The following is a 20,983-nucleotide window of genomic DNA, read 5'->3' as shown; positions in this document are numbered from 1 at the left end:
GGTGGTGAATCGATGAGAAAACTGGCGCAATCCGATCACTTAGGGTAAAAATAAGGGGAAGAGAGAAAAGATGATTTAGGTGATCGGATTAAACCGAAATGAGTGATCGCAATCGCCGGAATACGCATTTAAGCCAATTACTCGTTTAATTAAATTTTCAGCTATTGGCTTTCGTCCTGCTTTTTTCTTGCTGCTACTCTGTCCTTTCATGATTTTGGCGCTAGTGACGTAATGTTCGAAAGCTTTCAGAGCTTTAAAGTACCCAGATAAACTACCTTCCATATCTAATACGGTTAGCCTGGCTCCCTTGTTCTCTATGAGTTCGATTAAAGTGATTAACTTCTTTGTGTCTTGTGCTAAAAACCTTAGGCTACAGACAACAAATTCATCATCAGTATTCAGTGAGTCAATGCTAGGCGCTAATGTCATATTTTCACTAAACCATGTCGCTTTCTCAATGATTACTTTGTCGCAGCCCTTAAGGAGTTGCTCTTGGTTTAGCTCTGCATCACCCCACTTGCTATATGGTGTTATTCCTTGGTATCCAATTCTCATCTTCTTTACTCGTTAGTGCTGTTTAATTTGTGGAGCCATTTTTGTTTTTTTAGAGCAGGTAGGTCAAATACACTTTTTCTGGATGTGCTCATCAAAGGCCTGTAGTTAAGAGAAAAACAGAGCTGTAGCCCTTGAATAATGTAGTGTAAACATAAATTTTTACGGGGTGTGCAAAAACATGTTATTTAGCACAGAGGGGAGGCGCGAAATACGTAAAGTATCGAAAAGCTTGGGGCAAAGTTATGATGCTGTTTGGAGTGCGCCTTCGGTATTGCTTAGATAATGATTCGAAACTCATTAGCATGGATGTTGGTGGTTGGTCCGTTCTGTGCGGAGGGGCCTTCGGGCTAAGTTGTGGTTATAGAGTTAAGAAGGGTTCGAGTCATCAATGAGTAATTCTATCGACACGACTTTTGTATTTACTTAAAAAGAATAATAACTTGTGGTTTTTAAGGTTTCAACTGGCTGATTCATCGACAGCTTTTTGATATAAAACTTGACGATATATTAACGTAATCAATACTTTACGCGAGCAAGAATGAAATGTTTTGCTTGAAAAATCAATGATTTAGCGTATAATGATTGTATGAAGATAAAAGACCTAGAAAATGCTCTGATTTTAGCTACAGATGGTATTAGGGTGATTCCCCCTAGAAGTCTGTTAGTAGAATCTGGCCTGTTAGATTCAGAGGCAAGAGCATTTAGTAAATACTTAAAAAACAAAGGATACGTGAAGCTTTCAGCTCTTAGAGCAAAGCTTTTAGAAGCAGCAGAGATAGAGTTCGAGGCCATGAAGCTCTCTATTTCCATTAACCTAGAAGATGCAATTTCAACTAGCACCTAACGTCTTTGAAAAGACAACTTACACCACTACATTCGTTACTGACCTGATTGAAGATATCAAAAGCCTAAAGATACCTAATCAAGGCATAACACATGAAGAGCTTGTCATAAGCTATGGGTCGCAATTCTGCGATTTAACTAAGCAAATAAAACAATCAAATCCCTACCTGTTTCCATATTCTGTAAAAGACCCAAGTAAAAAACTCGTTGCTGATAATATCGATAAATTGCAGTTCTTGGTCCTAGATATTGATGACTCTTGCACTATAGAGCAGTTCATAAAGTGCAATACAGACTATAAATACTATTTACACACCACCTCTACTCATCGTGTTGCAGGTGTTGATAAATTCAGAGTTATTTTCCCCATAGCTGAACCTATGGATATAGCAGATGCTATAAGCCGTAAAACGGCCATACAGGACTACTTCAGCTTTGGAGGTGAGACATACTTAGATACTAGCTTCTTGATTAAGGGGCGAGGGTTTGTAGTTCCAGTTGAGCTCGAACATTTTTTTGAGTATGAAACGCAAACCTCGAATATTTTGGATTTATCGTCATTTGCCAAAGGCGCTAGTTCCGTCAAATCTACAGGTAAAAAAGTAGATGCGATAGAAGGAATGGACGACTCTCCTGAAGTAATGAAGCTTGCTCAAGTTTATATTGATGCATGTGAAAACTCAGTAATAACAGTCAATAATCGAAAATGCTCTAGAAACGATGCTTTCTTTTTTCTCCATGTTGAAATCGCAAAGCACAGGGTTAGTGAAGAGTTTCAAATTGCTTTAGCCCATAAGATGAATTGGGACCAAAAGAGGAACACAGTCGAAAAGACAGTAGATGAGGCGAGAAAATATTGTAGAGGTATTGATATATCTGCGCTCAAAAAGAAATCCACAAACTATAAAGTTGAAACTAAAAAAGTAACCTACCTGCAAGCAGATGATGTGCAAATTAAGGACGGTAAGAAGCACCTGTTAACAGCGACTACAGGCACAGGGAAAACCACGCTTGTATTAGATAAAATGGATAGGAAAGTGATTTTTGCCGCTCCACTCAATTCAATTGTTGAGCAGCAAGCGCTGAGTAGAGATTGTGCAACTTTAATCGGATGTAGCGGTGTTTTACCTGCTAGCGATAAAATCACATGTAGCTACAACGCACTGATAGCCTTATTAGATAAGAATGACTTAAGTGATTACCTAATTGTTTTAGATGAATTTCATCGAGTTCTATCTGATGGGTTTAGATTGGATGTAATGTCAGGCCTAATTGAAAGGCTCAAAGTAAAATCATATACCGTCCTTTGTATGTCAGGCACTTTTGACCCCACTCACTTGGATTGCTTCAAATTTGATTATCACTTCGATTTCAAGGCCGATAGGCCCACAAGAGAGATAACTGTACTTGAGACCACAGGTACTTTAGATAATGCACTGGTTCGATTCCTGAAGCATTTAAGCCCTTCAAGTAATAACTTAGTGCTATTTGATGATAAGAAAAAAGCGTTAGCCATACAGAAGGCGCTAAGTAACATTGAGGTCATTAGTTCTGATTCAAAGGAGGATGATTGTCATAAGCAAATCTTAGCATTGGGCGAGATTAAAGGGACTGTCATAACAACTCAAGTATTGTTGGAGGGTATCAATTTAAAGGGGATTGATAACATCATTATAGTTGCTAATAAATACTGGTCAGAAGAGCAAATTGTTCAGTTCTATGAAAGAGATAGAGGCCGAAGTTCGAAGTGCTATTTGGTAAAAAAGCCAACAAAAGACTTCGAAAGTTATATTCCTGATGCCTATAAAGAAAAAGAGTATCAAAACCAGTTTTATGATGAAGTTAATAATTTGGGAGTTGATAAGCTAAAGCTGCTTGGGGCAAGAGATGTGGAGAAGCTTATACGTATAGATGGGGGGCAAGTCTATATGAACTTGTTATATCCATATCATAAGCAAAAGTCTGCTATGGACATAGCTAACTTTAGGAAGGGATTAACGTTTGAAAAGTATGATTATAGTTTAACCGCAGATGTTGAAAGTATCTCTTCGTTAACTGTAGCTGCCCTCGACAAGGTAAAAAACTTGAGTCAGGAAGTTATGAGCCAAAGCTATGCACAAGCCGTTGAGAAGGCATTAAATCGAGAACGATATGATGAGGACCATGATTCAGTATTCAATATGGTGACGTTGTTACTAGATAATGGGTTTGATAAAGAAGAGGTTAGAAAAATAGCTCTTAAAAGAAACGAGCTAACTGTATATAAAGATAGACTCTTATCCGCTGACCAGACATTAGAAAAGGCAATATATAAGCAGTTTGTTGTAGGCGAGTTTTACACGGCAATAGATGCTAAAGCTATCATCACAAAAGCGGTTACTAATAGCCCTCAAATCACAGTTAGAGTGAACCCTAATCATTACCTGAAAATTCTGAATAGGTATTTTCATATCAAACGTAAACCCACCAAAAAAGGAGTCGGAATCGTCTCAATAAGAGAGGTGCATAATGCTCAAATTTGAGCTTGTTATGCATTCTATTGTGTATGGGGAGTAGATATTTTGGAGAGCATGAGTACAGAGCAAAGTTGGAACTACTGAATTTTTTGAATTTGCTCTGGGTTCTTGACCGAAGGCGGTTCTCTCGAGCTGCATTGATTAAGGACTTAGGCGTACCTAACTCAATCGCTAGGTGCTTTTCAGAGGGAAAAGGACAAAACCCATATCACTGTTACAAATCAATACATGATGAGCCTGAAAGGACTCAAGCCATTAGGGAGCTAGTGGCAAACATTAACCAAGCAAGAAAAGTTGATAAATTACTCGAGAAGTCTGTTATTGAGGGTGATTTTTTCAAAGATAAGAGGAAGAAAGATGGAAAGAAGAATGAAGGACTTTATTTACTACATTAACATGGGCAGTACGCCAGAATGGCTAGTTAAACAAATGGAATTAAGTGAGGAGGAGGTTATAGATTTAACAGTAAAAGTTAAATCATTTATGGACTGCTTGCAGTTAGAGGCTGCTAGGCATGAGAGGTTTAATCGATATAGTTAGAACGTATTTTTAGCTCGTTTATGCCCCAAAGTTGCTTAGAGTAAATGCTCATGTGTGAATTGTTAATAGCAGTTTTGCCCTACTTAAAGTTATCTGAATGTCTACACTGCAAAGTTCCCCCTCAGCTTGCCAAGATTATCCCTTCTGATAGGTAGTTACGCTACATACCGCCTTAGAGTTAAGTGTGATATCGTATATTCACCTTTTTACATCTGAGACTTATGATGACTCGCGTGATTATTCCCTTTTTATTACTTGTATTGAGTGGTTGTGCAAGTGTTACTGGTTATCATTTTGAACCTGATTCTACTAATGATGCTAAAGCTTTAATTTCTTATTCTGTTGATGATTTTGAAGGTGACTCTTGGTTACGTACCGAACCTGTTGTCAACATGGGTCATGCTAATGCTGTGTATCATCTACGTGCCCATTACGGTCGTGATAACGCTCTAACTTTTATTCAGGTTTATGTTAATTTCCGTACTTCTGATTGGTACTTCTTTAATGATGCTGTTATGAAGGCCGAGAATGTTCGTTTCATTCCTATTGACCGTGAAGTAGTTTCAGGAGGCTACGTCCATGAAGACTTTGCTATTGAGATTGACTTGGAAACACTGAAACGTATGTCAGGTAAAGATACTTTGATTAAGTTGAAAGGGAAACGTGGAGAGTATGTGTTTTCGACTAATAAGTACTTATCATCAGCGTTCTTAGCTGAGCTTGAAAACCGAAATATTTAATCTTTTTGATAAACATTAGCCTAGCAGAAACTTTCATGGCATTGACAACTGACAACAATATTGTATCAATAGTAGGCTCTGTAGCAGCGGCATTACTGGGTGCTATTCCAGGTGCTATTGCGTTATTACAAAACAGAAATCGAGACAAAACAAAGCTCGATATAACCCTGACCAAGGTTGACGACTTTGATGATAAAGTTAAGAAAATCCACTCATATCAAGCTGGTAACGGTATAGATAAAATGCCTACGGGCTCTCAGGCTGAACCAATATACCTTATCAATATTACTAACATTGGGATGCAACCTGCTTTTATTCAAGACTGCTTTATACTGCCCCACTCAACATCAGAGCCTATTCGCCCTAAGTCAATTAGAACTATCTCTAACTCTATCCATGAAACATACGACTTCAATGAAAAACAAATGTTAGAGATTCCATCCAAGAAAACGGTACCACTTCCTTTATACCTTTATCATGGGAAGCCAGTATTCTCACCTAGGAAAGTAATTGTTATTGATGGTGAAAATAAGAAATGGAAAGGCAAGCTAAAATATTAAAACAATCTTCTCTCTGCTTTCTCACCACAAAATGCAGTTCTCTTCTCCGCAATGCTCTTGCTCACGTGGCATTCGATGAGGTCTTAGTCACGAAACTGCTGCTCCAGATGATTACCTTTGAACTCAGTACAAATAATCGGGGTGGGCTTTCAAATAAACCAGGGAGATTTTCCTAACCCTAGATTGGTCAACTAAAATCAATTCGCTAAGCCATTTCTGTCCAAAAACGTGTTTACATATTGCTAGTAACTAATGTGCTAGTAACTAACTGCTAAATGTAGGACAGCAATAAGTTAATCATTTATAGAACATACAGTTTTAAGTGATACACAACTGTTCCACAAACTGAGACATAACAGGCCAACTTCCGTTATAATTTGAGTAATTTAATTAGGTGTCACTAAGTTACTGATAGGGTTCCATACGGCGCGGCTCGCGTTGGAACCGGGTAGGTCGCTTGAGCCTGTGAGCGATTGCAGGCCTAGATGAATAACTGTCCACGACAAGACCCGGCTTATCGGCCAACTCACCTCATAAAGAAAAACCGCATCCCGTAAGGGATGCGGTTTTTTTGTTGCCTGTCTGTAAGCCTCGGCTTATCGGACGTCATCATCACCTAATAAAGCAGAACTGCATCTCACAAGGGATGCATTTTTAAACTTTTTGTCTGCTGAGCAGGACTTATCGGGTATCAATGTAACAAAATAAAGTTAAAACCACATCTCGAAGGTCAGCGGTTTTGGATCTTATGGTTGCTGCAACACTCTGAGGAGACGTGTGGGACTTTGGGAGCTAGTCCGATGCTGCTTCGAAGCATGGAAAGGTTATGTTTGGCTAACTGATCAAAAAAGTCTGGATTGAGCGTGATTTTATGAGATTTCAGCAAAATATCGGGTGCCAGAAACGGGAATACCATCAGGCTAAGAAAGCTGAGCCTAAACATATCTGCATTCACTTTAGCACTGGGGCCGACATCATTAATCACCCCTTCAAATAGAAGTGTTTTTCCCGGCGCCCAAATAGCTTTAATTATCCTTGGTGACAAAAGTCTTTTGCCGCCGCCATTATTCGGGGTGAATAAGTTAAATACAAGCCTGGCATATTCAGGTTTCTCAGCCATTGTCTTATAATAAAACCTTAGTACTTCGCATATTGAATCAAAATCTCCATTATTCTTTGCCTGAAGTGCTTTTTTTGTTACGGGCTCAAAATTTTCAATTATCATGGCTTCAAATAAGCCAAATTTATTGTTGAAGTAGTATTGAATCAGTGCAGCACTCACTCCTGCTTGTTCGGCAATTTTTCGAGTGGATACTTTTTCGTAGGGGAATTGGCAAAACAGTAAGCGTGCTGCTTCTAACAACAGTTGACGAACATTGGAATCACCGATGGGGCGGCCTAACTTATTGGTCATGACTCTGCCTTTAGCTTTAACAACTTTCCTATTACGTGATTATAAACGAATTTAATTGTCTGTGGAGGAGGTGTTAATCAAAGTGGGGGGTAATGGGTAATTATTGTTTATAACTTTTTGGTTTATTTGGCTAAATTTATCTATGCTAGATTGTGTTAGTTATACTGGTCTAGAAAATATGGGGGATTGGAGGGGCGTAGCTCCTGTTTCTGTTGAGATCCGGTCCGGTGAATATCCCACAGGAAGTAGCATTTCATGGGTAAATTCAGGAACCGCATCGCCAAGAGTCATAGGACTAGGAATAACTGTTCGGCAGACGATCAATTAGCACCAGAAAACGAGGTGGGCGTAGGCTGCCTGAGGGATGCTTTGGTCAATAAGGCCGATTGGTGCATAAAAAAGGTGTCGATTGTGAAAAATAGAAATAGAAATAGAAATAGAAATGGAGTATTTGTCTTAGTCACTTTTGAATAATGGGGCGGCTGGGTACTTGCGTTGTGGTAAAAAACGTTACCGCAATTATTCATTATTTTTATTTATACAATTGAATTACAGTCTTCAGTTAATTGTAGAGTGTGAGCTGTGATTTGTAATTAATCAGATTGGTGTCTTTTGAATTATTTCAATTAATATAATTGTTTAATATTGCTTTCTTTGTTAATTAATCCATTTGATTTTATTTACATGTGTGTTTGCATTTGATTTTTTGCGTTTAAGTTCACACGATTATTATATAAACCCCTTTGCAATTGACGCTTGTATTTTATATGGACAAAATGTTGGTTGCCATATGGCCTACTATATCAAATTGGTATGATAGTAATAAATAAGAGTGATGAGTGATGAAGAAAAAGTTGCTAATGACCTTGATTGTCGCAACATTATTTGGGTGTAATGACAGTAACGATAGTAGTGTTACTAATTTAAATAGAGCTCCAGTAGCTAACCCAGATAAAGTGACGGTAATGCAAGGTGAAGCTGTATCGATTAATGTTCTGGATAATGATACCGATCCAGATGGTGATACTTTAATAATAAAGGAATTGAATGGATTGCTATTGGATGGTAATACTGCTCAATATCAATCAGCTAGTGATGATTTGGTTGGAGATAAGACATTCAGTTATACCATAACAGATGGTAAATTGGATGCGGCTTCGTCAATAACTATTTCTGTGACTGCCAAACTCGTTCTTGAACCAGCCCTTAGCCGCGGAGAGTATGCTGGCTCTGAAGCCTGTTCTACCTGCCATGCATCGGTTTATGAGGAGTGGAAGGATACTAAGCATGCAACTGTGATGAGAAAGCTGTACACAGAGGATAATAATACTATCGATGCGCCTTGGGGAACTGAAGCCGAACCCAAGGAGTTCATTGTAAACAGTCATAAATACACTTCTTTTATGAAGGGCGAAGAGTACTGGTTGACTGTCCATGATCCCATCGATTCGACAAAAGACCGAACTTACCGTATCGATGTCGTTGGTTATAAGACGCAAACTAACTTTTTCAATTATGATGCAGAGGCTAATTCACTTATTTTAATGCCTCTTATTTATTGGAACGATGAGCCTGAAGGTGAAGAGTATTGGAGTAACTGGCTTGAGTGGCTTTGGTATGACAAAGCTGGCAAATTATTTCCAAAAGAAGATTTAGACCAACACATTAAGTTTGCTTCATATGAAAATAGATGTGCAGAGTGCCATCTGACAGGTTTTGAAATCGAATCTTTCAAAGACAATGGCTTTGCCGGAAATGTTGTCGATGATTCTAATATCTGGGAAGCTGAATTTGCTACCGGCTGTGAGAACTGTCATGGTCCTGCGGCTAAACACACCAGAACTATGGATAAGGCCGATGTGGTAAACCCGGATGATTTAACCGGGGCTAACTACGGTTCAGAATGTTCTCACTGTCATCAAGCCGGCCATCCTGTTTCCAATGATAGTGGTTTTGTGGAGATGCCTTATATCTATAATGAGGAGGATCCGCTTAAAAAGGGACAGCACTTCAATGTGGGCGATAATTTAGCTGATTTCTATGTATTTACCCAACGTGATCTATAGCCTGGGACTGAGTACGAAAAGCAGTCTAAGTCTCACCAGATGGATCTTGAAAAATCGAAGCATGGTGGAAGTGGTATGAAATGTAGCTCATGTCATAACCCACACAGCCAAGGAATGAAGCTAGAGGGTGATGCTCAGTGTATTAGTTGTCATGCTGATAAATCTGCTGCGGAGCACAAGATGAATATTCATCAGCTTGTCGGTGCAGCGTGTACAGATTGTCATATGCCATGGAGTAAACGAAGCCGTGACCGCTCCAGACGTTACGATGTCAGGTCTCATCACTTTGAAGTGATTAGTCCTACTGAGTCGCTTGGCCAATACGATTATTTGTATCCATTTACCCAGGATGGTGCCGATCCGGAGCATAAAATGACCAAGTCCTGGGCGGCCGTTCAAAAGATCGGTATATGCTACGATAGTTGGAAATATCCACCTAACACGAAGGAATGTACTGACTTCGATGTTATGCCGAATGCTTGTTCTTCATGTCATGATAAAGAATTTCCAGTTCCAGGAAAGTTCGATGATATTGAGAGAAATAAGCTGATTGAAGGAGAATCCAGATTCCAGCGCTTTATTGATGCCACTAGCAAATAGTCATTAAGATGCAAGACCTCCTGAATTTTAGGGCGGTCTTTTTATATCAAGATGCTCTTCGATAAGACCCTGTGATCAGGTTCTTTCCCGTTTCTAAAAATTATACAAGGATTAACAAGTAGCCATTTTGCTTATTACAACATCCGTTACACATAGTTAGTGGTTACTTACTATAAAGCCCAATACCATCGAAAGTGATAAGTTGGCTCAGTTGTCTTATCGGCCTACTCACATAATAAAAGAAAGCCCGCTAGTCTTACGACAAGCGGGCTTTTTGTTGCCTGTTAAGCCGGCTTGGGCTTATCGGGTATCTACTTCACTATTAGAAATAGTAACCGAAGTTAATGTTCAGGCGTTTATTGGTTTCACCGTCACCCACCATAGAGCCACCGATAAAGGGCTGGTTCTCGGCGACAACAAAGTCGACGTAGGTGTAGAGACCACCTGCGGTGATAGCGACGCCAGTGACGTTCATAAAGGTGTCTTCCTGAACGCCGGGCTTGTCGGTGACAAGTGAATAATCATTATAGAAAGTCAGGTTTGAAATCGGACCCATGCTAACAGGTAGACTGTAAGCCACGTTGGCCACGTAGCTGGTGGCCTCTGCCGGGATAGAGTCATAGAAGGCATAGGCGCCCACTACCATACGTTCAACATCCATACCATCGACATCGTACGTGTAGTCGGTCAGCTGCAACTTAACGTTCCAACGGTCATAGTTGATCACACTATGCAGTGCTGCTGCCACGTGATCGCCATCGGTACCATCTTGAATTTCAAGTTGACCGGCCTGGGCGGATAGGCCCAGCTCAACTGCAACATCACCGAACGCCAGGTTGTGAGCATAACGTGCGTTGAGGGTGTTGGTTTCACCCGCAGCCTTGCCATCGCTTGGTGCGTCGTAGATCCCTTCGCCTGCTAAACGAACACCGACAACATCGTAGGAATAACGCTCGCTACGGTCAGAGACATAACCATCCAGGCCGCCCAGTTCGTCATTCTTGTAGAAGGCCAGATCCAGACGGTTGGCATCGCCGTTATAGGTGTAATTCAGACCCATATCGTAGTCATCTTCCAACCCGGTATAGAAGTTCGAGCTGAAGAAGAAGCTGTTGGACGCCCAGGTCAAAATGCCGAAAGGCACCTGAGTTATACCAATTTTAGCCTGTTGCTTTTCATCGAAGTTGTAACCGACCCAGGCATGGTGAATGACATCCATGTACTGGTGCCAGCGGTACTGGGCAGAAAAAATAACGTCATCGACGTTACCATTAACATCGATGCGGAATACGTCGAAGTCAAAATCACCACCACGGTCCTTATTATCAACATCATAGTCTTCATAGGAGTATTGGAAACGAGCTGCACCGCCAAATTTTACGGCGTTTTCCTTTTCTTCTGTTACCGGAGTCTGCTCGGATTCCAATTGCTCGATGCGGGCCTTAAGAGCCTCCAGCTCTTCGTCTACCGGCGTGGCATTAGCATTAGCGGCCAGTGCCAGGGCGATACAGGAAGCAGCAAGTGTATAGCGGATCATCATTTATCCTCTTTGGTTGAGTTTTGTTTTTCTTCGTCAGTGCTGTCGTCAGCACCATCGGTGTAGAAGTCAGATAGCACATCGGCCAGATGAGCACGGGAAAGCTCACCCTGCAGGTCTCCATCGGAATCGATAACAGGCAGGGGAAAGTCTGATTCCATGGTTGCCGGAATGATGCTTTCAAGCAGCGCATCCTGTGATATCGGTGTCATCTCCTCTACCTTGAAGTCTTCCATCAGCGCTTCTTTATCTGTCTTTACGGCATCTTCCAGTGCTTCCTGGCACACAACGCCCTGGAACCCCTCATCGGTAACGTAATAGGCATAGTTAGCCGGAATACGCTTCATCTGTTTGAGTGCTTCACCTATAGTGTCGGCGGTAAGGCGATATGCGGGCGGTTTCATGACGGTTTCGACGGTCAGGGCTCGCGGACGGTTTACGTCTTTGACGAAGGCTTCAACATAGTCGTCGGCAGGGTTGAGCAAGATATCCACCGGCTCACCAACCTGAATCAGATTGCCATCTTTGAGGATCGCGATCCGGTCACCAATTCGCAGCGCTTCATCGAGATCGTGGGTAATAAAGATGATGGTCTTATGTAGCTCTTTTTGCAGCTCAATCAGTTGATCCTGCATTTCACTGCGGATCAGCGGATCCAGTGCCGAGAATGCCTCATCCATCAGCAGGATTTCCGCATCGGTACACAGGGCCCTTGCCAAGCCGACGCGCTGTTGCTGACCACCGGAAAGCTGGGACGGGTACTGCTCTTCATATCCGGCCAGACCGACGGTTTCAAGCCATTGGGTGGCTTTGGCATTTCTCGTGGCTTTGTCTATTCCCTGAACACTGAGACCATAGGCGACATTTTCCAGTACGCTTTTATGGGGCATTAAACCAAAGCGTTGGAACACCATTGCCATTTTATTGCGACGAAATTGCTCCAACTCTTTGGTATTGAGTTTCATCACATCGATGCCTTCAACCAGGATTTGCCCCTCAGTGGGGTCGATCAGTCGGTTGAAGTGGCGGATCAAGGTCGATTTACCCGAACCCGAGAGCCCCATAATCACAAAGATCTCGCCCTTGTGAATGTCGAGGTTGATGGCTTTAAGGCCCACGGTATGTCCGGTTTTCGCCAGGATGTCATCCTTGGATAAACCTTCTCTAACCATAGGCATGACTTTGGTTGGTTTTTTGCCAAAGACCTTAAAAAGATCCTTAATCTGAATGAGCGGCTCTGTTGGTGATTCGTTAGTCATGTTGTCCACCCTGCATATGTTTTTGAGATCGCTTGGCGTAGGCTTGAGAGGTGCGATCAAAAATGATGGCTAAGGCGACGATGGCCAAACCGTTAAAGAGTCCGAGGGTGAAATACTGGTTGGTGATCGACTTGAGTACCGGCTGACCCAGACCCTTGACGCCAATCATAGACGCAATAACCACCATCCCCAACGCCATCATAATGGTCTGGTTGATACCTGCCATTATGGTGGGAGAGGCCAGGGGTAACTGAACACCCATCAGGCGTTGCATCGGATTAGCACCATAGGCGGTGGCGGCTTCCAGCACTTCTTTGTCTACCAGACGGATCCCCAAGTTGGTCAGACGAATGACTGGCGGAATGGCATAAATCACCACGGCAATAACGCCGGGCACCTTGCCAATTCCAAGCAACATGACCACAGGGATCAGGTACACGAAGGCTGGCATGGTTTGCATCACATCCAGAATGGGCGTCACCAATGACTGGGTGCGATTGTTGCGGGCCATTAAGATACCAATGGGGACACCCAGCACTATGGCCAATAGCGTACATACGGTAATGATGCTAAGGGTGCGCATCGTATCTTCCCACATGCCGAAATAGCCGATAAGCAGAAATGAAACGATGACGCCCAAAGACAATTTCCATGAACGACTGGTGAGGTAGACCAAAGCGGTAATCGAGATCAGTACAGCCCACCAGGGCGATTGCACCAACAGCTTTTCAAACCAGATAAGAAAGTCGAGCAGCGGATCGAAGAAAGACTCGATGACATCACCATACTCTCGGGAAAAGTCCCGAAAGGTGCCGTCCAAATATTTACGAATTTCCAATAAAGTGGCACGGTCCATTTTCGGAAATTTGCTGAGCCAAGAAAAGTCAGCCATTACTACCTCTATAGTGTTTTACACGGGATAATCTAGATGAGGGGCAAAAATTGCGAGACCCTGTAGGCCTCGCGTTTTTGTTTCGATTTACAATGCTTCGATTGCCGTTTTCACCTTTGCGGCGACATCGGCAGGAACCCATTTTAGCCATGTGTCTTCATGATTCATCAGGAAGTACTCGGCTGCGATAATGCCGTCTGCCTGGTTGTCTTCCATCCAAGCCAGCAAGTCGTTCAGCTGGGCATTTGTCAGGGAGCGTTTACCAAGATACTCGAATTCCCGGGTTGATTTTTCAGCGAAACCTGTGGTGGTGACAGTTTGTACCAATGCCGATGGGTACATGGTGACCCTAGGTTCGGCGCACTCTTCTTTGGCGATACAGTCGCGGAAATGATCCGCATCGATACCGCTACCAAAGTCCACCTTGGACATTTTGTACTTACCCAATACCGCTGTGGGTGCCCAGTAATAACCAAACCAAGGCTTTTCACGCTCGTAGGCACGGGCGATGGAACCTGACAGGCCTGCACCTGAGCCCGGATCGATAAGATCAAACCCGGCATCACTTAGCTTAAGCGCACGATACAGGTTTTCAGCCGAGAGTTGACAGCCCCAACCCGCCGGGCAGCCATAAAAAGCGCCACGGTCAGGATCTTCAGGATGTTTAAAGGTTTTTACTTTGGCGATAATACCCTCAATGGTTTTCAGGCTGGGGTCCTTGTCGACCATATATTGGGGTACCCAGAAGCCTTCTTCACCGCCATCAGAGAGTGAATGACCCGCGATAGCCAAGCGTTTGTCACTGACACCTCGTTCGATAAGCTCTTTGACGCTGTTGCTCCAGATTTCAGGGGCGATGTCAGGCTCACCTTTTTCAACCATAGAGGTGCTGGTAGGCATAGTATCGCCAGGGATAAGCTCGGCTTCGCAGCCGTAACCATGTTCTAAAATAAAGCGGTCAACATTTGCGATTAATGAAGCCGAGCTCCAATTCATATCTGCGATAGTGACCTTACCGCAATGTTCTTCGGCAACAGCTTGATGCGCTGCGCCACTAAGGAGTAAGCCGCCAATTAAAATAATACTTTTCATAAGAGCTCCATGCTCGAGGTTAGAAATTTTTTGCGCACGTGCCTTTCACTAACAATGGTTAGAGTTCAAACTAGGTGGTGTGTTTCTGTTCTTGAAGGCGACGACATTATTGCAACCCTATTACTAAAAACAGGACTGCAGCAAAGGATTTGATCGGGGATCATAACATAATGTGCACTTCTTTAACAGTTCTGTAGTCTGAGGCCTATTGTCTCCATCTATTCACCCTTCATAAAGGTGGTTAGAGCTCAAACTAATAGTCGGCCAGAAGGGCCAACTTAACCTATTTGAAATAGAAAACCGCATTCCGAAAGGGATGCGGTTTTTTGTTGTCTGAAATAGGACAAACCTTGATGAAAGCGAGTTAGTGATATTTAACCTGGCTGGAAAATGCACTTTAATCGCTTTGCGATGATCAGGCGTGACATAGTCAATACGCCGCTGACCGTTTTTTGATGCAAGCGGAAAATCGTGTCGTAGAGGCGGCGAATTACGCGGCCCTTTAGGATTAACCTGTCATTCATCATGGTACTGATAGCGAAGTTATGGCCTATTGCGACGACCATGCCACCATCTTTATAGATGAAAGGCGTGAGCCGTTTCCCCCTCATTAATCCGATTAAGCTTTTGGCTAAGTGTACCGCTGCACGATTTGCTGCCTGTGCCTTAGGAGGCACCATAGCACCATCGCCTTGCGGGATTGCGGCGCAGTCACCCAGAGCGAAAATATTTGGATCCAGCGTGCAGGCTAATGTTTGCTGTACCATGAGCTGGTTGGAGCTATTGCTCTCAAGACCACCGATATTTTTCAACCAATTAGGTGCTTTAATGCCCGCAGCCCAAAATTGAATGTCGGCGTCGATAGTGAGCCCATCGCTGGTGGTCATAGCTTGCTGGTCTACGCTGGCAATTCTGGTATTGAGCATGACATTGATATTATATTTTTCCAGCATCAGCTGTGCCTGATTGGACATCTTTAACGGGCTGTTGGGTAAGACCCTGTCGGTAGCTTCAATCAGGTTGATTTTGAGTTTAGCCGCATGTGGGTTTGGCTCTAACCTGGCGCTAACTTTAGCGAGCTCGGCGGCCAGTTCGAGGCCGGTCGCCCCCGCACCAACGATGTTTATCGTACGCTGGTGTCCGGAGCGTAATAGTGAGCTAATTTGCAGCCAACTGCTGCGTGCTTGCTCCGGCGTGTCTAAAAATAGACAGTGCTCTAGCGCCCCTCGGGTAGCAAAATCATTGCTAATCGCACCGATGGCGATAACCAGATAGTCATACTTGATGAAATCCGTTTCACCGTTGGGCTTACTTACGACCAGCTGTTTATCTTCACGTTTGATGTCAGTCATCCAGCCCTGATAATGCATATAGCCGTTTTTTGCGCCATGGCTAAAGTAGCAAAGAGTGTCCAGAGCGTTATCGAAGGTACCTGCGGCTATTTCATGAAATCTGGGTTTCCAGTAGTGGTGAGTCTCTCCCTCCACTAAGAGGACCTCATCCTGGCGATTTACCGAGCGGCCCAAGATGCTGGCCAGTTCTAGCCCTGCGGCGCCACCGCCGACAATTACAACACGAGACATAATAATTCCTTAGCGCACTCATAGTGGTGCATTACTAAAAGTTGAACGATAGAGCCTCAAAACTTCACTATTGATACGAAAGGTATGAGAGATTAAAGCGGAGGAACATCAGATGTGGGCTATTATAATTATCGTTCAATGGGGAACAATTACCTCAAAAGGAAAATCACTTTTACTTATATGTAATAAATGAGTCGTGCTGTAGTGGTTCTGATGAAACATTGTGGGGTAATGTATCAACTGGGGTCAATAAAAGGCGTTATTGACCCCGACAGAGGTGCGCTTAACTCAGGGCTTCATTCAGGTAATCGAGTAACATGCGCACCTTAGATGGCAGGTGTCCGTTGTGAGGATAGAGTGCCCAAATCCCCTCGTCGGGTTGGTGGTTTTGTTCCTGTCGCGGAATAAGCCGGCCATCTTCTAAAAAGGCAATACACAGTAGTTAGGCAGCTGAAATAATAAAATCGGTGAGTTTTGGATCTTAGATTAGTCCTTGCCTATACTTTACTCAGTTTGAAAAAACAAGGAAACATACTATGTATCATATTGTTAAGAAAAATATTTATAACCGTATTTTTGGTGAGTGGATGTGGGAAAGAAATATTTTATGGTTATTCAGCTTTCTTTGTATGCTCGATGCGTTAATGGTTTCGGGTGATCATTACCAGAATTTTTTACGAGACGGTGCATTTCACGCTGGGTTATTGATTGGTATTTCAGGCTATTTGTCTGAGTTAAGGTACAATTTTTTTAAAAATTTACGTAACGATGAACTTGATGATGAAGCCGAAAAGTAACTAGGGTAACCATATTAAATCTTATTCTAATGCCTCACTTAAATAGTCGAGTAGCATGCACACCTTAGGTGACAGGTGTCTGTTATGAGGATAGAGTGCCCAGATCCCCTCGACAGGTTGACAGTTCTGCTCCGGTAGCGGAATAGGCTGCCAACCTTCTAAAAAAGGTAAGACATAGTAGTCAGGCAGTTGAATGATGCCTATGCCTTTTATCGCGGCATCGACGAGGGCATGGTCTCTGTATCTGCACAAGTTTGTTTCCGTTGAATTTGCATCAATCTTGAAGTTAGCACTGCCAGTTTATTTTTTCCTATGGTATTCATATTTGGTTGTATTCTGTAGAGCCGTTGCACACGTTGAATTACTTGAACTTGCTCAAGTTCATGTCGGTAGTCTTGAATTTGTTGTACCGAACACTTAAGTTGTTTGATGAGTCTATGCTCGTAGTTTTTTACCTGTTCTAACCTCTTTTCTAAGGCGCTCTGTTCATTTTCTTTGTCCGCTATCAATTCAGCTATTGAGTAGGCGAGTGCTTCGTCGCCTAATTTTATTGCCCTGATTGCCAGTACTTCTTTTTCACGAATTTGTTCCTCTAAGGATGTTGATTGATGTACCAGTTTTGCCCTGTGTGCGTTGATATATGTCAGCTCATGCTTTATTTGACAGGCGTGCCCATCATAGCCAAACGTTTTGGGTTCTAACCTATGACCGTTTTTATCTGTGCTCTTCTTTTCTGTGTTCATGGCGATAGCTCTTCTTAACGCCGCAATGAATCTGATGATTAGCTGCATGACTCCTCCTACTCAGAGTACTCGTTGAGAATCTTGTTAGTCTTAGCATCACTAATTTTACTGATTAAGCGATGGCTTTCGTGTTCGTCACGAAGAGTCTTCGATAGGGTTATTGTTGAGCTCACAAGAAATAGTGAGCAGATGGCAAAGTAACCTTGTATAACCAGTCCACCTGGCATAAACAAGATTCCTGTCGCCATAGAGATAAGGGCAATAGAGAAGGATAGTTTGATAAAAAAGATCCAGCTGGCTGAGTTACTTTGTATATTTGAACTGTCCATAACAATACCTTTTAGTGTGTTTACGGCTGGTGGCGATAACCACAATGCAATTTTGAGTCTCTGCTAAGGTATTTAAGGATGCAACTAAGCTAGGAGGTGTTGCGTAGGGTAATACTGCGAGTATTGTGTGGTGAGACAATTCAATTGGGAAAGTCTGAATACTGGTACTCACCCACTCATTCTATGGCCTGAACTTTTCAGAATTCGAGTTTCCCGATGCGATTAAAAATGTTTCTTAGGCTCAACTCTTCGTAGTTGGTGGAAAATATCAGGCTCCCAAGGCCGCATAGCAATCATTAAGCTGGTGCCAAATTTTTGCTCTAATTCCGATGATTGATCTGTTGTATTCATTTCGTTGAGCTCTTTTGATAGTCGTTTTATTTTCTTTATCAGTTCAGTATTTGATGTTCTGGTTAGCATTCCTGAAGTAAAAACCTGAAATTCACCGGGTAGAGTAAACGAAGAGTTTAAGAATTCGGGTTGTATGACAGTCTTGTAAAATGATTGGATTGGCCCGTGCTTAATCCATTGAAAGTTCTTGGATATTATCATTTTTACCCTGTTGCCAGGGAGCAGCTCGATGATCTTCATTCTATCCAGTTTTGCCAACAGCTGAATGCCTTCGGTTTCGGTAATAGTGTAATTATCTGTGATATCGGAAAATCTAAGACCATTGATAAGGAAGTGCGCCATCAGCAATAATTTTATATCGCTAACCAACTCATTTTCTTGGGCCAATGATAACTCGGTCGTAAAACTAATATTTTCTTCCATTAAACTGACAAGATCACTGAACTCCAGTTGAAGTAATTCACATATATTATCCAGACGATTTAAGCTCAATGACTCTTCGGCGAATAGACGTTTTACGCTGGCTTCGGATAATTCAAGTTTCTCTGCTACATGCTTATAGGTCTTTTGCTGTTTCCTCAGCTCAAGCTTCAGAGTTTCAATTATCAATCTGGTTTGATGCATCGTATTACCGTTCAATACCACAGGTTGCTTAACTTAATACTTTATAGCAATCGGTTGTGATTATTGCTACTTGAGAACAGCATTAAACCTTAGGATATTTTGATAGCAGTTGCCGAAATGTTGGTGTTTACCTGTATTTTAGCGAAAGAAGGGGTCGATAATGTGTGAGAAAGTACTTGCAGGTTTAGGTGCTAACTTAGGTCGTTTCTGGCGATTGGGTGTACTTATCGGTATCGTCTCAGCTTCTGTTATTTGGGTGTTTAGTCTGGGAGTGATTTCACAAGATACAAGCTATCACTTATTTGCCGATGGGCGCACCTTGCTATTAATTCCCCATTTATTAAATCTAATCTCTAACTTACCTTTCTTACTCATAGGTATATTGGGTTTCAAGTTTTGTAACCACCGCGAGCGCCGGGATAGTCATCGGGAGTGGCGAATATTTTTTCTTGGCGTGGGGCTGGTGAGTTTAGGCTCTGCTTATTATCACTTTAACCCGACCAATGCATCACTTTTATGGGATCGCTTACCTATGACTTTAGGTTTTATGGCGCTCTTTACTGCATTAATTAAAGAGTATTTAGGCGAAAGGGCTGGGGACCTGTTATTTATGCCCTCATTAATCATTGGGTTATTCAGTGTTATTTATTGGCAGTTTAGTGGTGATCTTCGCCTGTATTATTGGGTTCAACTGTTGCCGATCCTAACCCTTCCGGTAGTTATGATCTTATTCACGAGTCGGCACTCACATCAAAAGTATTTATTGATAGCTTTGGCCTGTTATTTATTGGCTAAAGCTACCGAGTATTTTGATCTGGATATCTACCTAAGTACCGCAGAATTAGTCAGCGGACATACGATAAAGCATCTTTTAGCTGCTGCAGCCTGCTTCTGCATTCTGATTATGCTGAAGAAAAGGTCATGTTAGCCCAAAGCTTCACTCAGATAATCGAGTAGCATACGCACCTTAGGTGATAAATGCCTGTTATGAGGATAGAGTGCCCAGATCCCCTCGTCAGGTTGGCGGTTTTGCTCCAGTAGCGTAATAAGCCGGCCATCTTCCAGATAAGGCAAGACATAGTAGTCAGGTAACTGAATGATGCCTATGCCTTTTATTGCGGCATCGACGAGTGCATGGCCACTGTTACAGCTCAGATTGCCCTTAACCCTGACATTTCTCGTCTTACCATTTTCCTGAAACCGCCAGTAATCTAATGTTCCCTGCAGACAGTTATGTTGTTCCAGCTCCGACAGTGAGTGGGGTATGCCAAAAGTTGAAACGTAACCCGGGGAGGCGCAGACATATTGAGTTCGGGAGCCCAGTCTTTTGGCCATCATACTTGAGTCTTCAAGCTGCCCGAGTCGAATGGCGAGATCGTACCCCTCATCGATTAAGTCAACCTTCTGATTCGTCAGACTTATCTTTACTTCAAGCTCCGGGTATTTAGCGATAAAGTCGTTCACCAGCGGCGCAAGCGTTCTTTCACCATAGGTAACCGGGGCGGTAATTTTTAGCAGCCCTCTCGGTGTAGTCTGTAAATTGGTAATGGCGCGTTCGGCCTCCTCTAATCCGTCCAGCACCTGTCTGCAGTGTTGATAATAGATCCGGCCTACCTCGGTCGCCGACACTTTACGTGTGGTGCGGTGAAACAGCTTAGTTGCCATCCGGGTTTCTAATGCGCTGACCTGCCTGCTGACCTGCGCGGTTGATATTCCAAGCCGTTTTGCGGCCTTGGTAAAGCTCTCTGCTTCTGCAACGGCAACAAATTCGCTGACACCTTCCCAGTTGAACATTGTTACTCCTTGGTAATTATCATCGCGCTGGATCTCTTTATTATCGTCAATCTATGGATAAATTCAATCTTAAAATTTGATCCAATCTCTTTTCGTCTTTAGCTTTTGAATTGAAGTGTAAACAGTGACTTGAGTTCATTCTTATTAT

At 42.7% G+C, this 20,983-nt stretch carries 20 protein-coding genes and 1 pseudogene; 9 read left to right on the top strand and 12 right to left on the bottom strand.

Going from position 1 to position 20,983, the window contains the following annotated elements:
* Window positions 1–75 precede the first annotated feature (75 nt).
* Complete coding sequence (locus tag EKG38_RS25005; RefSeq protein ID WP_185826915.1) at window positions 76–555, bottom strand: hypothetical protein; 480 nt, start codon at window positions 553–555, stop codon at window positions 76–78.
* A gap of 586 nt (window positions 556–1,141) precedes the next feature.
* Here EKG38_RS25005 and EKG38_RS20255 point away from each other — a divergent pair.
* The 5 genes from EKG38_RS20255 to EKG38_RS20235 all read left to right on the top strand — a co-directional run bounded on the left by EKG38_RS20255 (window position 1,142) and on the right by EKG38_RS20235 (window position 5,754).
* Complete coding sequence (locus tag EKG38_RS20255) at window positions 1,142–1,399, top strand: hypothetical protein (RefSeq protein WP_126522491.1); 258 nt, start codon at window positions 1,142–1,144, stop codon at window positions 1,397–1,399.
* Window positions 1,377–3,920, top strand: a complete 2,544-nt coding sequence (locus EKG38_RS20250; protein WP_126522488.1) for a DEAD/DEAH box helicase — start codon at window positions 1,377–1,379, stop codon at window positions 3,918–3,920. The genes EKG38_RS20255 and EKG38_RS20250 overlap by 23 nt, the downstream gene beginning before the upstream one ends.
* A gap of 351 nt (window positions 3,921–4,271) precedes the next feature.
* Window positions 4,272–4,454, top strand: a complete 183-nt coding sequence (locus EKG38_RS20245; protein WP_126522486.1) for a hypothetical protein — start codon at window positions 4,272–4,274, stop codon at window positions 4,452–4,454.
* A gap of 221 nt (window positions 4,455–4,675) precedes the next feature.
* On the top strand, window positions 4,676–5,194 hold the full coding sequence (locus EKG38_RS20240; RefSeq protein WP_126522483.1) for a hypothetical protein: 519 nt from the start codon (window positions 4,676–4,678) through the stop codon (window positions 5,192–5,194).
* Between the two features lie 35 nt (window positions 5,195–5,229).
* Window positions 5,230–5,754, top strand: a complete 525-nt coding sequence (locus EKG38_RS20235) for a hypothetical protein (protein ID WP_126522481.1) — start codon at window positions 5,230–5,232, stop codon at window positions 5,752–5,754.
* A gap of 730 nt (window positions 5,755–6,484) precedes the next feature.
* Here the strand turns inward: EKG38_RS20235 and EKG38_RS20230 are convergent.
* The gene (locus tag EKG38_RS20230; RefSeq protein ID WP_126522478.1) at window positions 6,485–7,168 is read right to left on the bottom strand and encodes a TetR/AcrR family transcriptional regulator; all 684 of its coding nucleotides are present in this window, start codon (window positions 7,166–7,168) and stop codon (window positions 6,485–6,487) included.
* A gap of 842 nt (window positions 7,169–8,010) precedes the next feature.
* On the opposite strand from EKG38_RS20230, the gene EKG38_RS20225 reads away from it, so the two are divergent.
* Together EKG38_RS20225 and EKG38_RS20220 are read left to right on the top strand one after the other, a co-directional pair.
* Window positions 8,011–9,234: an Ig-like domain-containing protein gene (locus EKG38_RS20225; RefSeq protein ID WP_246033234.1), complete on the top strand. Its 1,224-nt coding sequence runs from the start codon at window positions 8,011–8,013 to the stop codon at window positions 9,232–9,234.
* A 75-nt stretch (window positions 9,235–9,309) separates the two neighbouring features.
* Window positions 9,310–9,834, top strand: a complete 525-nt coding sequence (locus tag EKG38_RS20220) for a cytochrome c3 family protein (protein WP_126522472.1) — start codon at window positions 9,310–9,312, stop codon at window positions 9,832–9,834.
* A 322-nt stretch (window positions 9,835–10,156) separates the two neighbouring features.
* Here the strand turns inward: EKG38_RS20220 and EKG38_RS20215 are convergent, their stop codons facing one another.
* The 5 genes from EKG38_RS20215 to EKG38_RS20195 all read right to left on the bottom strand — a co-directional run bounded on the left by EKG38_RS20215 (window position 10,157) and on the right by EKG38_RS20195 (window position 16,197).
* Window positions 10,157–11,371: a putative porin gene (locus EKG38_RS20215; RefSeq protein WP_126522503.1), complete on the bottom strand. Its 1,215-nt coding sequence runs from the start codon at window positions 11,369–11,371 to the stop codon at window positions 10,157–10,159.
* A complete protein-coding gene (locus tag EKG38_RS20210) occupies window positions 11,371–12,630 on the bottom strand; it encodes a quaternary amine ABC transporter ATP-binding protein (RefSeq protein ID WP_126522470.1) in 1,260 nt (419 codons plus the stop codon). The genes EKG38_RS20215 and EKG38_RS20210 overlap by 1 nt, the downstream gene beginning before the upstream one ends.
* Window positions 12,623–13,522 (bottom strand): ABC transporter permease, encoded by a 900-nt coding sequence (locus EKG38_RS20205; protein ID WP_126522467.1) that lies wholly within the window; start codon window positions 13,520–13,522, stop codon window positions 12,623–12,625. Before EKG38_RS20205 ends, EKG38_RS20210 begins: the two co-directional genes overlap by 8 nt.
* 87 nt (window positions 13,523–13,609) lie before the next feature.
* Window positions 13,610–14,614: an ABC transporter substrate-binding protein gene (locus tag EKG38_RS20200; protein ID WP_126522464.1), complete on the bottom strand. Its 1,005-nt coding sequence runs from the start codon at window positions 14,612–14,614 to the stop codon at window positions 13,610–13,612.
* Between the two features lie 374 nt (window positions 14,615–14,988).
* Entirely contained in the window at window positions 14,989–16,197 is a 1,209-nt protein-coding gene (locus EKG38_RS20195; RefSeq protein ID WP_126522462.1) for an NAD(P)/FAD-dependent oxidoreductase, read from the bottom strand.
* A 536-nt stretch (window positions 16,198–16,733) separates the two neighbouring features.
* Here EKG38_RS20195 and EKG38_RS20185 point away from each other — a divergent pair.
* The gene (locus EKG38_RS20185) at window positions 16,734–16,994 is read left to right on the top strand and encodes a hypothetical protein (protein WP_012144566.1); all 261 of its coding nucleotides are present in this window, start codon (window positions 16,734–16,736) and stop codon (window positions 16,992–16,994) included.
* Window positions 16,995–17,015: 21 nt separating this feature from the next.
* Here EKG38_RS20185 and EKG38_RS20180 read toward each other — a convergent pair.
* From EKG38_RS20180 to EKG38_RS20165, 4 genes and pseudogenes are all read right to left on the bottom strand, one after another.
* A pseudogene (locus EKG38_RS20180) lies at window positions 17,016–17,231 on the bottom strand (LysR substrate-binding domain-containing protein); the annotation flags it as partial.
* Window positions 17,204–17,785 carry a PspA/IM30 family protein gene (locus EKG38_RS20175; RefSeq protein WP_126522459.1) on the bottom strand — a complete coding sequence of 194 codons (582 nt, stop codon included), beginning with the start codon at window positions 17,783–17,785 and terminating at the stop codon, window positions 17,204–17,206. The pseudogene EKG38_RS20180 and the gene EKG38_RS20175, both read right to left, overlap by 28 nt.
* An 8-nt stretch (window positions 17,786–17,793) precedes the next feature.
* Entirely contained in the window at window positions 17,794–18,066 is a 273-nt protein-coding gene (locus EKG38_RS20170) for a YiaA/YiaB family inner membrane protein (RefSeq protein ID WP_126522457.1), read from the bottom strand.
* 222 nt (window positions 18,067–18,288) lie between these two features.
* Window positions 18,289–19,041 (bottom strand): helix-turn-helix domain-containing protein, encoded by a 753-nt coding sequence (locus EKG38_RS20165; RefSeq protein ID WP_126522454.1) that lies wholly within the window; start codon window positions 19,039–19,041, stop codon window positions 18,289–18,291.
* A 160-nt stretch (window positions 19,042–19,201) separates the two neighbouring features.
* On the opposite strand from EKG38_RS20165, the gene EKG38_RS20160 reads away from it, so the two are divergent.
* Entirely contained in the window at window positions 19,202–19,969 is a 768-nt protein-coding gene (locus tag EKG38_RS20160) for a DUF6962 family protein (RefSeq protein ID WP_126522452.1), read from the top strand.
* Here the strand turns inward: EKG38_RS20160 and EKG38_RS20155 are convergent.
* Window positions 19,966–20,835: a LysR family transcriptional regulator gene (locus EKG38_RS20155; RefSeq protein WP_126522448.1), complete on the bottom strand. Its 870-nt coding sequence runs from the start codon at window positions 20,833–20,835 to the stop codon at window positions 19,966–19,968. The genes EKG38_RS20160 and EKG38_RS20155 overlap by 4 nt on opposite strands.
* Between the last annotated feature and the right edge of the window lie 148 nt (window positions 20,836–20,983).

It is taken from the genome of Shewanella canadensis (assembly GCF_003966225.1).
GTDB lineage: Bacteria > Pseudomonadota > Gammaproteobacteria > Enterobacterales > Shewanellaceae > Shewanella > Shewanella canadensis.
The sequence above is the reverse complement of the archived record's forward strand: the minus strand, read 5'-3'. Positions and strand labels throughout refer to the sequence as shown.

Bases quoted from the DNA above. Each gene is read 5' to 3' on its own strand.
- EKG38_RS25005 (WP_185826915.1), bottom strand. From the start codon at position 555: ATGAGAATTGGATACCAAGGAATAACACCATATAGCAAGTGGGGTGAT.
- EKG38_RS20255 (WP_126522491.1), top strand. From the start codon at position 1,142: ATGAAGATAAAAGACCTAGAAAATGCTCTGATTTTAGCTACAGATGGT.
- EKG38_RS20250 (WP_126522488.1), top strand. From the start codon at position 1,377: ATGCAATTTCAACTAGCACCTAACGTCTTTGAAAAGACAACTTACACC.
- EKG38_RS20245 (WP_126522486.1), top strand. From the start codon at position 4,272: ATGGAAAGAAGAATGAAGGACTTTATTTACTACATTAACATGGGCAGT.
- EKG38_RS20240 (WP_126522483.1), top strand. From the start codon at position 4,676: ATGATGACTCGCGTGATTATTCCCTTTTTATTACTTGTATTGAGTGGT.
- EKG38_RS20235 (WP_126522481.1), top strand. From the start codon at position 5,230: ATGGCATTGACAACTGACAACAATATTGTATCAATAGTAGGCTCTGTA.
- EKG38_RS20230 (WP_126522478.1), bottom strand. From the start codon at position 7,168: ATGACCAATAAGTTAGGCCGCCCCATCGGTGATTCCAATGTTCGTCAA.
- EKG38_RS20225 (WP_246033234.1), top strand. From the start codon at position 8,011: ATGAAGAAAAAGTTGCTAATGACCTTGATTGTCGCAACATTATTTGGG.
- EKG38_RS20220 (WP_126522472.1), top strand. From the start codon at position 9,310: ATGAAATGTAGCTCATGTCATAACCCACACAGCCAAGGAATGAAGCTA.
- EKG38_RS20215 (WP_126522503.1), bottom strand. From the start codon at position 11,371: ATGATCCGCTATACACTTGCTGCTTCCTGTATCGCCCTGGCACTGGCC.
- EKG38_RS20210 (WP_126522470.1), bottom strand. From the start codon at position 12,630: ATGACTAACGAATCACCAACAGAGCCGCTCATTCAGATTAAGGATCTT.
- EKG38_RS20205 (WP_126522467.1), bottom strand. From the start codon at position 13,522: ATGGCTGACTTTTCTTGGCTCAGCAAATTTCCGAAAATGGACCGTGCC.
- EKG38_RS20200 (WP_126522464.1), bottom strand. From the start codon at position 14,614: ATGAAAAGTATTATTTTAATTGGCGGCTTACTCCTTAGTGGCGCAGCG.
- EKG38_RS20195 (WP_126522462.1), bottom strand. From the start codon at position 16,197: ATGTCTCGTGTTGTAATTGTCGGCGGTGGCGCCGCAGGGCTAGAACTG.
- EKG38_RS20185 (WP_012144566.1), top strand. From the start codon at position 16,734: ATGTATCATATTGTTAAGAAAAATATTTATAACCGTATTTTTGGTGAG.
- EKG38_RS20175 (WP_126522459.1), bottom strand. From the start codon at position 17,785: ATGCAGCTAATCATCAGATTCATTGCGGCGTTAAGAAGAGCTATCGCC.
- EKG38_RS20170 (WP_126522457.1), bottom strand. From the start codon at position 18,066: ATGGACAGTTCAAATATACAAAGTAACTCAGCCAGCTGGATCTTTTTT.
- EKG38_RS20165 (WP_126522454.1), bottom strand. From the start codon at position 19,041: ATGCATCAAACCAGATTGATAATTGAAACTCTGAAGCTTGAGCTGAGG.
- EKG38_RS20160 (WP_126522452.1), top strand. From the start codon at position 19,202: ATGTGTGAGAAAGTACTTGCAGGTTTAGGTGCTAACTTAGGTCGTTTC.
- EKG38_RS20155 (WP_126522448.1), bottom strand. From the start codon at position 20,835: ATGTTCAACTGGGAAGGTGTCAGCGAATTTGTTGCCGTTGCAGAAGCA.